A 14,235-nucleotide genomic window follows, 5' to 3' on the forward strand; every position below is an offset into this window, starting at 1 on the left:
TCGTACTCCTCACTCGTGCCGGTCAGCCGACGAACTCGACGTCGGACGTCAGCCAGCGGCCGTCCCTCTGCACCAGGTCCAGCTGGAGCCGGTAGGTGCGTGCCTCGCCCTGGGGGGCCGCCGTGTTCGTCACCTTGCTGTCGGCCACCACCAGGACACGGGCCGAGTTCTCGTCGGACCGGACGATCCCGGCCTCCAGGACCTGGCCCTCGGAGACGGACTTGTTCTCCGCCACCAGCCGCGTCAGCTGCTCCGTCTGCGCCGCGAACTGCTTCTTGAAGTCGCCGGTCGCGCCTGCCAGGACGTTCGCGCTGTCGCGGTCGTAGTGCCGGTAGTCGAGCGAAGTGAAGTTCAGCGCCGACTGGCGGGCCGCGGACAGGATGTCCTGGCGGCGCTGGTCCGCCTCGCGTTGTTCGAACAAGCCCAAGGTCAGCCAGATCGTCAGTGCTGTGGTGAGGACCGTCGCCACGACCAGTCCCACCGCCAGCGCCCTGGAGCCCATCACGCTCCTCATGCCATCGGGCCAACGAGCAGCCATTGCCACGACTCCTTTCCGAACACGGCCCGCTGGCCGCCCGTCGAGCCGATCTCGACGTTCCTTCCGTCCGGGCCGGTGGTGGTGCCGGTCTCCGGGTCGTACGGGGCGACGTATGCCGCCTGGTTCGCGGCGCCGCCGGAGGCCGACGCGCCGGGGGCGTTCTGGGCGCCCCGCACCGATGACTGGCTGCCCCGCGGGAGCGTGCAGCGGGCGTTCGTGTTCGCCTCGCGTGTGCTCGTGTCGGCGGGGTCGCGGCGCGCCGTGCCGTAGCCCTGGGTGCAGGCCGGCGGGTCGTCGGCGTTCACGACCAGGCCGAAGTGGGTGGTGCCGTCACCCGGGATCACCGTGTAGCTGCCGGCCACCATGACCGGGAAGGTGACCAGGGCCTGTTCCACGCCGGGCAGTCTCGCCAGCGTCACCTGGCCGCCGCTGATCAGGTTGGCCAGCAGCACCGACAGCTCCGGGTCGACCGACTTCAGCAGCGAGTTCACCTCCTGCGCCGCCGGCCTCGCGTTGCCGATCAGCTTGCGCAGGTCACCGTCGCTCGCCTTCAACTGGGCGGTCAGCGCTGCCAGGTCGTGGGCGAAGGACTTGATGGACGACCCCTGGTCCGCCTGTGTCTTCAGGACCTTCTTCGAGTCTTCGATCAGGGCGATGGTCTCGGGCAGGGCGTCCGATGCCGACTCGATCAGGCTGTTGCCCGAGTCCACCAGGCGGCTCAGGTTCGGGCCGGTGCCGGCGAACGCCTCGCCCAACTCGTCCACGGTGACCCGCAGATCCTCCTTGCCGACCGAGTTCACCAGCCGGTCCAGGCTGAGGACCAGTTCCGTCGTCGGCAGCGGTACACGGGTGTTGCGGCGCGGGATGCTGCTGCCGTCGAGCAGGTACGGGCCGTTGGACGTGCGGGGTTGCAGGTCGACGTACTGCTCGCCCACCGCCGAGCGGTTCGCGACCACGGCAAGGGTGTCCGCCGGGATGCGCGGCGTCCCGTCCTTGATGTCCAGGGTGACCGACACGCCGCCGGACCCGGAGCCCGTCAGGTGCAGCGCGCCCACCTTGCCCACCGGCACCCCGCGATACGTCACCTCGGCGCCGGGGAAGACACCCCCGGAGTCGGTGAAGTCGGCGCGCACGGTGTAGCCGCGGTCCAGGACGGCGTCGACGAGGCCGGTGTACTCGGCGCCTACGTACGACACGCCTACGGCGGTGATGGTGGCGAAGGCCAGCAGTTGGACCTTGACCGTACGGGTGATCACGGCTGGACCCCCTTCAGCATCAGCTCGGCGAGTTCGAGGTTGATCCCCTCGGGCCAGTCGCCCCCGGCCGCATAGGCGGCCGTGCACACCGGCGGGCACAGCAGGTCACCGCCGCCCCCGGACGGGGCCGAGGGGGACGACGGCACGCTCGGACCGCTCGGCAGCGCCGTGGGCGTGGGCACGCCCGGCAGCTCCGGGAGGTCCGGTACGTCCGGCAGGTCGGGGGTCTCGGGAAGCCCGGGTCCCTGGGTCTCCCCGTCGCCGCCGCGGCCGTCGCCCGGCTCGTCCGTCAAGTTGCCGTAGATCCCGGCCAGGTCGAGGTCCGCGGTGATGTGGAGGTTGACGTAGTCGCCCTTGATGGCGTCCACCGCGTTGCGCGGGAAGGGGTAGGTCGTCAGCAGCTCAAGGGAGTTGGGCAGGTCGTCACCCGCCTTGTTGAGCTGCTGCAGGATCGGGCGGAGCTGCTTGAGGTTGGCGACCGTGTCGTCGTGCGAGGCGTTGATCACCTTGGTGCCGGTCTGGCCCAGTTTCGACAGGGCCGTGAGCATCCTCGTCAGGTCGCGCCGCTGGTCGGCCAGGACCTTGAGCGCCGGTGGCATCTCCTCCACCGCGTCGGCGATGGTCTCCTTCTCCTTGCCGAGGCGCTTTGCGAGTCGGTCCACGGCTTTCAGTGCCCGGACGATGTCCTGCTTCTGTTCGTCCAGGCCGCCCAGGAACGTGTCCAGCTCCTTCAGCAGCGACTTGACCCGGTTCTCCCGTCCCTCCAGCGCCTTGTTCAGCTCCACGGTGATCGTCTTGAGCTGGGCCACACCGCCGCCGTTGAGCAGGGCGGACAGCGCCGACAGCACCTCCTCGATCTCCGGGTTGCGGCCGCTGCGGGACAGCGGGATGACGTCGCCTTCGCCGAGTCGGCCCACCGGCGCCGTGCCTGCCGGCTTCGACAGCGCCACGTACTTCTCGCCGAGCATGCTCGTCTGCCGCAGCTCGGCGATCGCGTTCGCCGGCAGCTTCACCGAGTCGGCGACCCGCAGGTGCACGCGCGCGTGCCAGCCGTCCAGCTCCACCTTCTCGACCGCGCCCACCGTCACGTTGTTGACCTTCACCGCAGACTGCGGCACCAGGTCCAGTACGTCACGGAACTCGACGGTGACGTGGTACGCGTTGCCGTCCGAGGCAGCGCCGCCGGGCAGCTGGACGTCGTACCAGCCGTTGAACTCGCAGCCGGTCAGCAGCAGCGAGCAGGCGGCCGCCCACGCCGTCACCCCGCCCTTGCGCAGCATGCTCATGCGCTCGCCCCCAGAATTCCGCCGAGCGTGCGATCGACCGTGCCCGTGACCGCCGGGCCGCCCTGCGGCAGCTCCGGCAGAGAGTCGAACAGCTCCCTCAGCTCCCCGCAGTCGGGGTTGTCGCCGCCCTCGTCCCCGGTCGTCCGCAGCATCGAGCACAGCAGCGACGCCGGATCCTGCGCCTGGTCGGCGTTGTTGCGGGTGTCGAGGGTGCCGGCCGACGGGTTGTAGGCGTTGTTCAGGTTCGACATGCCGGTCGGAGCCACCTCCAACAGCTCTTCCAGCGCGGCCCGTTGGGTGACGAGCACCTTGGTCACCTTGCTGAGACCCTCCACGTTCGAGGTCAGCGACTTCTTGTTCTTCTTCACGAAGGCCGACACATCGCCCAGCGCCGTCCCGAGGTTCTTCAGCGCCGCCGCCAAGTCCTTGCGCTCGCCCGCCAGTTGCTCGGCCACCTTCGCGAGGCTGCTGTTGAACGACCGCACGCTCTTGTCGTCGGCCGCCAGCGCCGCCGTGAAGACCTGGAGGTTGCGGATCGTGCCGAACAGGTCCGTGCGGCCGTCGGACAGGGTGGTGACCGCTGCCGCGAGGTCCTCGACCGTCCGGTTGAGGTTCTTGCCCTGGCCGTCCAGGTTGTCCGCGCTCACTCCGAGCAGCCGCGACAGGGAGCCGTCCTTGTTGGCGCCGTCAGGGCCGAGCGCCTCGGCCGTGGTGTGCAGGCTGTCGAAGACGCGGTCGAGTTCGACGGGTACGGCCGTACGCGACTCGGGAATCTCGTCCCCGGTCCGCAGCACCGGTCCGCTGCCCCGGTACACCGGCAGCAGCTGTACGTAACGGTCGCTGACCACCGAGGAGTTGATGATGGCGGCCTGTGCGTCCGCCGGGATCTTGCGGCCGGCCTCGTACTCCAGATCCACCCGCACCCGGCCGCCCTCCGGCGTGATCTCCTTGACCTCGCCGATCCGGACGCCCAGCACGCGCACGTCCGAGCCCGGGTAGATACCGACCGTGCGCGGGAAGTACGCCGTGACGCGGACCGGCTCGGGGCGGGGCCACAGTACGCAGGCGAGCGCGGCGACGACGGTCAGTACCGTCAACAGGGCCAGGCGCTTCCTCCAACGGCCGCTCACCGGGCACCTCCCGTCCGCGTCCGCGGCACGACCGGAGCCGCGACCAGGTTCTGGACGTAGGAGTCGAACCAGCGGCCGTTGCCGAGGGTGTTGGTGAAGAGCCGCGTATAAGGGGCGAGGAGCTTGATGCTCCGGTCCAGGCTGGATTGGTTCCGTTCGAGCATCGTCACCACGCGGTTCAGGCCCGTGAGCGCGGGCCCGATCTCCTTGTCGTTGTCCTGGACGAGGCCGGAGAGCTGGATGCCGAGGGCGGCGGAGCTCTTCAGCAGCTTGTGGATCGCCTCGCGTCGCTTGCTGATCTCCCGGAACAGCTTGTCGCCGTCCTTGACCAGGGTGGTGAAGTCCGACGATCGGTCGGCCAGTACGCCCGTGACGCCGTTGGCGTGGTCGAGCAGCTCGCGCAGCGCCTTGTCGCGGGAGGCAACCGTCCGGGAGATCTGCGACAGGCCCTTGATGGACGCCCGTACCTCTTCGGGCGAGTCCTCGAAGGTGGTGGAGATCGTGTCCAGGGCCTTCGCCACGCGGTCGGTGTCGACCTCCTCCGTCGTGGTGGTGAGGTCGCTGAAGGCCTGGACGACGTCGTACGCCGGGACAGTGCGCCGGAGCGGGATCTCGCTGCCGGGCGCCAACTGGCCGCCGCCCTTGGGGTGCAGCGCCAGGTACTTCGCGCCGAGGACCGTCTTGACCCGGATCGACGCGCCGGTCCCGGTGCCGAAGCCCGGCTCGCCCTTGATCTTGAAGGTGACCTTGACGTGGTCGCCGTCCAGGTCGACCTCCTCCACCTTGCCGACCTTGACTCCGGCGATCCGCACCTCGTCACCGGGCTTGAGACCGCCCGCCTCCGCGAACGCCGCGCTGTACGTCTCGCCGTCGCCGATCACCGGCAGGCGGTCGGCGTTGAACGCGGCCACCGTCAGCAGGGCGAGGACGGTGAGGCCGACGGCGCCGATGACGACGGGGTTGCGCTCACGGAAGGGGGAGAGGTGCGGGCGGCGGAACCGGATACGGGGGAGCCGTGGCAGCCGCAGGATCCTCGGCGGCTCGACCCGCACCTTGAACAGCGGCGCCGGGCGTGTCCTACGGCTCATGCCCCGCACCTCGCCCTCGCCACATGCAGATCGGGCGTGAGCACCTGCTGGGACCCTGTCTTCGTCTTCGGCAGCACGATCCGGCCGTCGAAGTCGCAGAGGTAGAAGTTGAACCACGAGCCGTAGGACGCCGTCCCCGTCAGCTCGCCCAGCTTGTTCGGCAGCCGCTTCAGCACGCCCTCCACCGTCTTCTCGTTGTCGTTCAGCGTTCCGGTGAGCTCGGTCAGCTCGGCGATGTCGTCCTTCAGCGGTGGCCGCGCGTCCTTCAGCAGACCCGAGGTGGCCTCCGTCAGGTCGCCGATGCTCACCAGCGACTGCCCGATGGGCTTGCGGTCGGCGGACAGCCCCGAGATGACCCGGCGCAGCTGCTTGAGCAGACCGGAGAACCGGGCGCCGCGCTTGTCCAGCGTCCCCAGCACGGTGTTGAGGTTGTCGATCACCGAGCCGATCAGCTGGTCGCGGCCGGCCAGCGTCGAGGTGAGCGACGCCGTGTGCACGAGCAGGCTGTTGACGGTGCCGCCCTCGCCCTGGAGCGTCTTGATGATCTCCGTGGCGAGCTGGTTGACGTCCTTCGGGCTGAGCGCGGCGAACAGCGGCTTGAAGCCGTTCAGCAGCGCGTTGAGGTCAAGAGCGGGCTGGGTGCGGGACAGCGGGATCGTCGCGCCGGGCCGCAGCAGCCGGGTGCCGTCGCCCGTGCCCTCGGTCAGCGCGACATACCGCTGGCCGACCAGGTTGCGGTACCGGATGACCGCGCCCGTGCTGGTGAGCAGCGGCCGGTCCTGGCTGACCGTGAAGGTGACCTCGGCCAGCGTCCGGTCCTTGATCCGGATGCCCTCGACCTCGCCGACCCGCACCCCGGCCACCCGGATGTCGTCGCCCTCCTCCAGGCCCGTGACGTCGCTGAAGACCGCGCGGTAGGTGTCCTTCGGGCTGAAGGAGATGTTCACGATCGTGGCCGCGAGCAGGGCCGTAGCCAGGATCGTCACCAGCGCGAAGAGGCTGAACTTGATCAGCGGGGCGGCGGTCTGCCGTGCGCCCTTGGCTTTCGTACGACTCATGCCACACTCACCGCCGTCCCACGCGCCAGCGGCCCGAACAGCAGCGTCGCGACCGGCGGCACCTCGTCGGCGGGCACACCCAGGGCCGGAGCCACGAGCGAGCCGACCGCCCGCTGCTCGGACCGGGTGGCGGAGACACCGAGCGGACCCGAGGACGAGCTCACCTTCTTCGAACCGTCGTCGAGGTGGGCGCCCGGTGACGGGACCTGAGGATGGGGCAGGCCGTGGCAGTCGGGCCCCGACCGCTCGCCGTAACGCGGCTCCTCACCCGGCTCGTACGCCCCCTGCGGCCGTACGACCTCCAGCGTGATGTGCATCTTGCCGCCCCGGAACGCCTCCTCCGAGGCCTTCTCCTGCCGGACCAGACCGGCCAGCAGGCACGGGTACTCGGGGGAGTAGCGGGCGAATAGCTCCAGGGTCGGACGGGAGACCTGGCCGAGGGTGATGAGCCGGTCGCCGTTCTTGTCGAGGAAGTCCTCGGCCGTCCCCGCGACGGTCGCCGTGGTCTTCAGGGCCGCCGCCAGCCGGTCCTTCTGCTCGACGATCGTGCGGCTGGTGGTGACGGTGTTGCGCAGGATCTCCATCAGGTCGGGTGCCGCGTCGCCGTAGATCTCGGCGACCTCGGCGAAGCGCGCGATGTTCTCGGTGAGGGTGGGCAGATGGGGGTTGAGGCGGCGCAGGTAGTCCTCCAGGCGTGTGAGGTTGTCGCCGATCCGGTCGCCGCGGCCCTCCAGGGCGGTGGCGAAGGCGGAGAGGGTGGCGTTGAGCTTGCCGGGCTGGACCGTCCGCAGCAGGGGCATCAGGTCGTTCAGCAGCTGCTGCACCTCGATGCCGACGCGGGTGCGGTCCTGGGTGATGACGTCACCGGCGCGGATCGGGCGGGCGGAGGAGGACCCGGCGCCGGCGGGCGGCACCAGGTCGACGTACTTCTCGCCGAACAGCGTCTTGGGCAGCAGGCGCGCGTGCACGTCGGACGGGATGTGGGCGACGTGCTCCGGCTTCAGCGCGATGTCCAGCGTCGCCTTCGTCCCGTCGGCGTGCACCTCGCGCACCTCGCCGACCAGCAGCCCGCGCAGCTTGACGTCGGCCCGCGGATCGAGCTGGTTGCCGAGGCTGTCGGCCTCCAGGGTGATCCGCACGACCGGCGTGAACACCTGCCGGTAGACGGCCACGGACAACGACAGCAGCAGCGCGAGTACGGCCAGGAAAACGACCCCGTACAACCGCAGTCTCAGCACTCTCATACGGCGGCTCACCCCGCGATCCTTACGGTCGTGCTGGCGCCCCAGATCGCGAGCGACAGGAAGAAGTCGAGGACGTTGATCGCCACGATCGAGGTCCGCACCGCACGGCCCACCGCCACGCCGACGCCCGCCGGGCCGCCGCTCGCGTAGTAGCCGTAGAAGCAGTGCACGAGGATGATCAGGACGGCGAAGACGAGCACCTTGCCGAAGGACCAGAGCACGTCGACCGGTGGCAGGTACTGCTGGAAGTAGTGGTCGTAGGTGCCGGCGGACTGGCCGTAGTAGCCGGTGGTGATGGTGCGGGCGGCCAGGTACGAGGACAGCAGGCCGATCACGTACAGCGGAATGACCGCCACGAACCCGGCGATCATCCTCGTCGTCACCAGGAACGGCAGCGAGGGCACGCCCATGACTTCGAGGGCGTCGGTCTCCTCGCTGATCCGCATCGCGCCGAGCTGGGCCGTGAACCCGGCGCCGACGGTCGCGGAGAGCGCGAGTCCCGCCACCAGCGGGGCGATCTCGCGGGTGTTGAAGTACGCCGAGAGGAACGCCACGAAGTTGGAGGTGCCGAGCTGGTTGAGGGCCGCGTAGCCCTGGAGGCCGACCTCGGTGCCGGTGAAGAAGGACAGGAAGGCGATCACGCCGACCGTGCCGCCCACGACAGCGAGCGCGCCGCGGCCGAAGCTCACCTCGGCGAGCAGCCGCAGGATCTCCTTCTTGTAGCGGCGCAGGGTGCGGCCGGTCCAGGCCAACGAGCGGCCGTAGAAGGAGAGTTGGGTGCCCAGTGCCTCCAGGGACTTCAGCGGGCGGTCAATGAGTCGTTGAGGTCTCATCGGCTAACCCCTCTGGGGGACGACCTGGAAGTACACCGCGGTCATCACGAAGTTGGTCACGAACAGCAACATGAAGGTGATCACCACCGACTGGTTCACCGCGTCGCCCACACCCTTCGGACCGCCCTTCGCGGTGAGCCCCTTGTACGAGGCGACGATCCCGGAGATCGCGCCGAAGACGAGTGCCTTGACCTCGGCCGCCCACAGGTCGGACAGCTGGGCGAGCGTGGTGAAGGAGGCGAGGTAGGCGCCCGGAGTGCCGTTCTGCAGGACGACGTTGAAGAAGTAGCCGCCCGCCACGCCGACCACCGACACCAGGCCGTTCAGCAGCACGGCCACCACCATCGACGCCAGCACGCGCGGCACGACCAGGCGGTGGATCGGATCGATGCCGAGTACCTGCATCGCGTCGATCTCGTCCCGGATCTTCCGCGCCCCGAGGTCGGCGCAGATCGCCGTGCCGCCGGCGCCCGCGATGAGCAGCGCGGTGACGATGGGCGAGGCCTCGCGCAGTACGGCGAGTACGGAGGCGGCGCCCGAGAAGGACTGGGCGCCCAGCTGCCGGGTCAGGCTGCCGATCTGGAGAGCGATGACCGCGCCGAAGGGGATGGAGACGAGCGCCGTCGGCAGGATGGTGACGCTCGCGACGAACCACGCCTGCTGGATGAACTCCCTTGCCTGGAACGGCCGTCGGGGAATCGTCCGGACGACGTCCAGCGCCATCGCGAACAGGTTCCCCGACTGCCGCAGGGCTCCGGTGGGCGACAGTCTCATACGTCCGCCACCACCTTCCGGTGCCTGAGCTCCGCCTCCCGCCGGGCGATCGCCTCCCAGCGGGGCGGGCGGGTGATGCCCGGCCCCGGCAGCAGGCGGGGAGTCAGAGCCTGGCTGCCGGGAGACTGTGGGCCCTTGCCGTCGTCGCCGAGGGCGGCGAGCTCCTGCTCGACCTGGGCGGCGTCCTTCTCCTCCGCCATCCCGATCGGGCCCTGCATCCGGCCGTTCAGGAACTGCCGTACGACGGGCTCGTCGCTGGTCAGCAGCTCCTCGCGGGGCCCGAACATCACCAGCTCGCGGCGGAACAGCAGCCCGATGTTGTCCGGCACCTGGCGGGCCGAGGCGATGTCGTGCGTGACGATGAGGAAGGTCGCGTCGATCTGGGCGTTGAGGTCGACGATCAGCTGGTTGAGGTAGGCGACGCGGACCGGGTCGAGGCCCGAGTCCGGCTCGTCGAAGAGGATGATCTCCGGGTCGAGGACGAGGGCCCGGGCCAGCCCGGCCCGCTTGCGCATCCCGCCGGAGATCTCGCCGGGCAGCTTCTCCTCGGCGCCGATCAGCCCGACCATGTCCATCTTCTCCAGCACGATGCGCCGGATCTCGCTCTCGGACTTACGTGTGTGCTCGCGCAGCGGGAAGGCGATGTTGTCGTACAGGTTCATCGAGCCGAACAGCGCGCCGTCCTGGAACAGCACCCCGAAGAGCTTGCGCACCTCGTACAGGTCGTGCTCGCGGAGCTTGGTGATGTCCCGGCCCTGGATCGTGATCGACCCGCGCTCCGGCTTCAGCAGTCCGACGAGCGTCTTGAGGAACACCGACTTGCCCGTGCCCGACGGGCCGAGCATGACCGAGACCTCCCCGGCGGGCAGCGTCAGTGAGACGTCCTGCCAGATGACCTGGTGACCGAAGGACTTGGTCAGCCCTTCCACACAGATCTCGACACCCATCCGGTTCACCCTTCAGCCGTGGAGCAGCTCTGACATCTGCTCTACGGGGAGAGGGCGGGCGTCCGTCGTTTCCGTGGCGGATTTTTTTCGGGCGGGTTTCGGGGTGGGGGATTTGGGGCGGCTTACGGTCGTGTGTCCGCGGCTACGGCAGTCAGCTCGCTGTCGGCGCGGGGAGCGAGGAGGGCGCCGGTGCGGGGGCGGAGATGCCCGGAATCGCCGTCGCGTCCGTCGTGTCCGTCGTGTCCGTCATGTCCGTCGTGTCCGTCGGATCGACGGAGGGGCCTGCGGGGCCCTGCGGCGCGGAGAGCATCGGCAGCGGCCTGGCCGGGGCTATGGCAGTGCGTCAGCCGTCGGCACGGGGAGCGAGTCGGACGGTACGGCGGCGGAGGCGTCGGGGAGCGTCGGGAGGGCCGTGTCCGTCGGGACGGCGGAGGGGGTGCCCGGCAGGTCGGGGACGGCGGGCAGCTCCGGAACGTCCGGCACCTCGGGGACCTGGGGGACCTCCGGGGCGGAGAGCACCGGCAGCGGGGACACCGACACCTCCGGGACCTGCGGCACTGACGGCACGGACAGCGGCAGGAACGATTCCCGCGACGGCGACCCGGTCGCCTTCCGCTCGGCCCCCGCGGCCGTGGGACGGTTCCCCTCAGGCGTACGGCCGCCATCGCCGCTGCCCGGCCGCAGCGCCTCCCCGTCGGGCGAGGCGACGGCGGGCCGAGGGGCCGTACCGCCTCCACGGTCGCTCCCGTCGAGGGCGTACGGCAGCACGAGCCCGGCCATCGCCAAGGTCGCCGCCGTCGAGGCCACCGCCATGGCCGGGGTCTTGCCGGCCGGCCTCGGCCGCCCCCACCCGATCAGGAACAGCGCGAACCCGAGCGTGGCCGCCAGCGACTGCCGCAGCGTCCGCCGCGCCCGGGCCAGCAGCGACTCGACGGTCCGGTAGCTGAGCCCCATCTTTACGGCGACCTGCCCGACGTCGAGGTCCTCCGACTTCAGCCGCAGCGCTTCGGCCTGCCGTGCGGGCAGCTCACCACTGCGCACGGCCAGCCACTTCGCCTCGGCCCGGTCGCACACCGCCTCCTCGACGGGCACGGGGCCGGGGGCGATGAGCGTCGGGCTGGTGTGCACCACGGCCTCACGGTTGACCTGCCGGTAGCGGTCCACGCACAGCCGCATCGTCACCGTCGTCAGCCATGCGGCGAGCCGCTCGTCGTCCAGGTCGGGGCGTTCGGCGGCGCGCAGCATCGCCTCGTGCACCGCGTCCTCGGCGTCCTCCGCACTCATCGACCTGCGCCGGGCCACCTTGAGCAACTGCTCGCGGTGGCCCCACATGCGCTGCCAACGCTCGTCGGCCGCGTCCATCTCCGCAGGCATGTCCGTCGCCATGAGGGCCCCTTCGCGCTCACTCACCGGACTCGTACCGTCCGGCGGGGCGCGACATTACCGCCGAGTATCCCCGGTTGTGGAGGGGGTGGCGGTCATCGAGTCCGCGCTGTTACTGGTCAGCGGGCCGTCGCCGAGCGGCAGGTCGTCGCCGGGGAGGTCGATGTCCGAGGCCGGGAGGGGGAGTTGCGGTGTGTCCGTCTCCTCGGGGTCGGTGGCCGGACGGGACGGGGCGGGAGCCGGCGAGGAGGGGGCCGGCGGCGTGGGGGACGGGGTGGCGGTCGGGCGCCGGGCGGTGGGTGCCGGCGAGGAGCCGTCGTCCGGCTTCCCGGGGGACCGTGACGGCTCGGGGCGGGCCGGGGCGCCGGTGGAGCTGTCCGGCACCACCTGGTGACCTTCCAGGAAGTACGCGTACCAGGCCCTGACCGTGCGCAGATACGCCGTCGAGTGGTTGTAGCCGAGGATCGCCCGGTCCAGCTCGGCGGGGACGGACAGGTCGCGTCCGCCCGCGCACAGATAGCGGCCGGCGGCGAGCGCCGCGTCGAAGACGTTGTTCGGGTCGCTGCGCCCGTCGCCGTTGCCGTCCGCGCCCCACCGGGCCCACGTCGACGGGATGAACTGCATCGGCCCGACCGCCCGGTCGTACGCCGCGTCCCCGTCGTGGGCCCCGCCGTCGGTGTCCCGGATCAGCGCGAAGGCCACGCCGTCCAGCCGCGGGCCGAGGATCGGCGCCACGGTCGTACCGTCCGACGTCACCCGGCCGCCCCGCGCCTGCCCGGACTCCACCTGCCCGATCGCCGCCAGCAACTGCCACCGCAGCCGGCAGCCGGGCGCCTCGCGCGCGAGCCGTTCCTCGGCCCGTCGGTAGGCGGCGAACACGCTCGCGGGCAGCGCGGCGCCCGTCTGCCCCGAAGCCTGTGCCTTGTCGCCGTCGCGCTTTCCGGTCCGCAGCGGCGGCAGCTCCGTGCGGTACGGGGTGTCGCCGGAGACGCTCGGGCCCTGCTCCCTGGGCGCCTGCGCCGGTGCCGGCGCCGACGCCCGCGCCGGGACCGCCCCCGGTGCCTGTGACGCGGTCAGCGCCACCATCGCCGCCACCGCCGCCGCCGTACCTCTGGCGGCTCTGCCTCCGTTCCCTGCCACGTTCCGTTCCCCTCCCTGCAGACGACTGTCGTCTGCTCTACGCACCAGGGAGGGGCGTCCGTCGCGGGGGATTTCCGGGCGTGCCGCTAGGGCCTGTCGTCAAATTCCCGCCTGCCCCGCGACGCCTGGCACGCACTCTCGCCGCACCGGGCGAAAGCCCACGTACGCCCAGTACGAGGACTTCCGCCCGGCACGCCGAGAGCACGCACCAGACGCCGCGGGGCCGCCCTTCGGGCGACGACGGGAATTTGACGACAGGCCCTAGGGCGGTTTCCGTACGCCGCTCAGCGCCTCCTCCGCCCGCTGGTCGACGATGTGAGTGACCAGGTGCTGGGCCGCTCCGAAGACGACCGACCAGCCGAGGATCTGCGCGGAGCTGTCGAGGTCGCTCAGGCCGGGTACGAAAGCCCCCTTGATGAGCATGATTCCGGCCACGGCGGAGAGCGCGCCCACGGGGAACTTCAGCACAGCCGTGGCGAGCGGCAGGCGGAACTTGTACTGCGTGGCCTGGTTCACATGGAGGTGGTGCACCGCCGCGACCACCGTCAGGGCCGCTCCGATGAGCCCCGCGAACTCCACGGTCAGGACGTCCAGGCTGTTGGAGAATCTGCCGGTGACGACATCCGTGGGGGCGGGGGCCTCGGCCGCCGGAGGCAGGCCCTCGGGAGGGACCTCCTTCTCGCCGGTGGGGCAGACGACCCGGTTGCCGGGCGGCTGGGGGCGAAAGCACAGATCCAGGGACTCCTCGTCCCAGTAGCCCCACAACGCCAGCGCGACCAGGCCCAGCGTCGCCGCCCCCGTGACGATCCACAGCAGGTCGGCCAGCACGCGCACCCGCCGGTACTTGCCGCCCAGGGCCGCGTGGGCGAAGACGAGAGCCCGGACCAGGGCGCTGCGCTCCTGGTCGGTGAGCGGCTCGTCGCCGGCTTCGGCCTTCTCGGCGATCTCCTCGACCGCCTGCCGCTGGGGACTGTCCTCCGGCAGGTGCCGGCGCACGATGCCCAGGACTTCGGGAGTACGCGCCCGAACCTCGTCGTCCGAAGCCAGGGAGAGCAGATCGGCCTCGGCGGCGCGGATGTTCGACCAGGCGCGTTCGAGGGTGCCGGATCTGGGCCGGAACCGTGAGGCGTTCAGGCACGCTTCCTCGGCTTGCTGGAGATGCCCTTTCACTCCGTCGAGCACGGCCTGCCGTCGGCCGTCGGTGTCGTCCACGGCACGGCGTTCCTCTTTCGCGAGCTGAGTTCTCATCCGTGCGATCACCGTCAGCGGAAGCTCGCGCCAGGCTCCGAGATTGCCTCGGCCGCCGGAGTGATGAGGCGGGCGCACCACGGAGAACCGCCGGGCCTTCCCCGTGTCCCACATCCCGTCCTCCTGCCCTCCCTCGTCAACCTCCAGTACGACACGACCGCTCCCCGCCGACCAGGCGACTTGCTCCCCACGGGTGACAGCGCCGTCCCTCACCGTTCGGCCTATCACCGGAGGCCGGACTCCCGGGCTTCCTCTACTCAGGAGGAGTGGGTTCCTCAGGGGGAGTGGCCCCCGGTACCCGGTGCTCTGG

At 70.7% G+C, this 14,235-nt stretch carries 13 protein-coding genes; all 13 read right to left on the reverse strand.

Features of this window, described 5'->3' with window-relative positions; all coding sequences use genetic code 11:
* Window positions 1–22: 22 nt before the first annotated feature.
* The 13 genes from ACTMVF_RS35000 to ACTMVF_RS35060 all read right to left on the reverse strand — a co-directional run bounded on the left by ACTMVF_RS35000 (window position 23) and on the right by ACTMVF_RS35060 (window position 13,925).
* The gene (locus ACTMVF_RS35000) at window positions 23–538 is read right to left on the reverse strand and encodes a hypothetical protein (RefSeq protein ID WP_441275082.1); all 516 of its coding nucleotides are present in this window, start codon (window positions 536–538) and stop codon (window positions 23–25) included.
* On the reverse strand, window positions 511–1,794 hold the full coding sequence (locus ACTMVF_RS35005) for an MCE family protein (RefSeq protein WP_441275083.1): 1,284 nt from the start codon (window positions 1,792–1,794) through the stop codon (window positions 511–513). Before ACTMVF_RS35005 ends, ACTMVF_RS35000 begins: the two co-directional genes overlap by 28 nt.
* Window positions 1,791–3,080, reverse strand: coding sequence for an MCE family protein (locus ACTMVF_RS35010; RefSeq protein ID WP_441275084.1), 1,290 nt, complete (start codon window positions 3,078–3,080; stop codon window positions 1,791–1,793). Before ACTMVF_RS35010 ends, ACTMVF_RS35005 begins: the two co-directional genes overlap by 4 nt.
* Entirely contained in the window at window positions 3,077–4,210 is a 1,134-nt protein-coding gene (locus ACTMVF_RS35015) for an MCE family protein (protein WP_441275085.1), read from the reverse strand. The genes ACTMVF_RS35010 and ACTMVF_RS35015 overlap by 4 nt, the downstream gene beginning before the upstream one ends.
* The gene (locus ACTMVF_RS35020; RefSeq protein ID WP_441275086.1) at window positions 4,207–5,298 is read right to left on the reverse strand and encodes an MCE family protein; all 1,092 of its coding nucleotides are present in this window, start codon (window positions 5,296–5,298) and stop codon (window positions 4,207–4,209) included. The genes ACTMVF_RS35015 and ACTMVF_RS35020 overlap by 4 nt, the downstream gene beginning before the upstream one ends.
* The gene (locus ACTMVF_RS35025; RefSeq protein ID WP_441275087.1) at window positions 5,295–6,356 is read right to left on the reverse strand and encodes an MCE family protein; all 1,062 of its coding nucleotides are present in this window, start codon (window positions 6,354–6,356) and stop codon (window positions 5,295–5,297) included. Before ACTMVF_RS35025 ends, ACTMVF_RS35020 begins: the two co-directional genes overlap by 4 nt.
* Window positions 6,353–7,600, reverse strand: coding sequence for an MCE family protein (locus ACTMVF_RS35030; RefSeq protein ID WP_441275088.1), 1,248 nt, complete (start codon window positions 7,598–7,600; stop codon window positions 6,353–6,355). Before ACTMVF_RS35030 ends, ACTMVF_RS35025 begins: the two co-directional genes overlap by 4 nt.
* Before the next feature lie 8 nt (window positions 7,601–7,608).
* Entirely contained in the window at window positions 7,609–8,433 is an 825-nt protein-coding gene (locus ACTMVF_RS35035) for an MlaE family ABC transporter permease (protein WP_403327621.1), read from the reverse strand.
* A gap of 3 nt (window positions 8,434–8,436) precedes the next feature.
* Window positions 8,437–9,207 carry an MlaE family ABC transporter permease gene (locus ACTMVF_RS35040; RefSeq protein WP_302001183.1) on the reverse strand — a complete coding sequence of 257 codons (771 nt, stop codon included), beginning with the start codon at window positions 9,205–9,207 and terminating at the stop codon, window positions 8,437–8,439.
* A complete protein-coding gene (locus ACTMVF_RS35045; protein ID WP_441275089.1) occupies window positions 9,204–10,154 on the reverse strand; it encodes an ABC transporter ATP-binding protein in 951 nt (316 codons plus the stop codon). Before ACTMVF_RS35045 ends, ACTMVF_RS35040 begins: the two co-directional genes overlap by 4 nt.
* Window positions 10,155–10,484: 330 nt before the next feature.
* Window positions 10,485–11,540 carry a sigma-70 family RNA polymerase sigma factor gene (locus ACTMVF_RS35050; RefSeq protein ID WP_441275090.1) on the reverse strand — a complete coding sequence of 352 codons (1,056 nt, stop codon included), beginning with the start codon at window positions 11,538–11,540 and terminating at the stop codon, window positions 10,485–10,487.
* Window positions 11,541–11,594: 54 nt separating this feature from the next.
* Window positions 11,595–12,623 (reverse strand): lytic transglycosylase domain-containing protein, encoded by a 1,029-nt coding sequence (locus ACTMVF_RS35055; protein WP_441275204.1) that lies wholly within the window; start codon window positions 12,621–12,623, stop codon window positions 11,595–11,597.
* 315 nt (window positions 12,624–12,938) lie between these two features.
* Complete coding sequence (locus ACTMVF_RS35060) at window positions 12,939–13,925, reverse strand: hypothetical protein (RefSeq protein ID WP_441275091.1); 987 nt, start codon at window positions 13,923–13,925, stop codon at window positions 12,939–12,941.
* Between the last annotated feature and the right edge of the window lie 310 nt (window positions 13,926–14,235).

It is taken from the genome of Streptomyces sp. SD31 (assembly GCF_052068475.1).
Classification (GTDB): domain Bacteria; phylum Actinomycetota; class Actinomycetes; order Streptomycetales; family Streptomycetaceae; genus Streptomyces.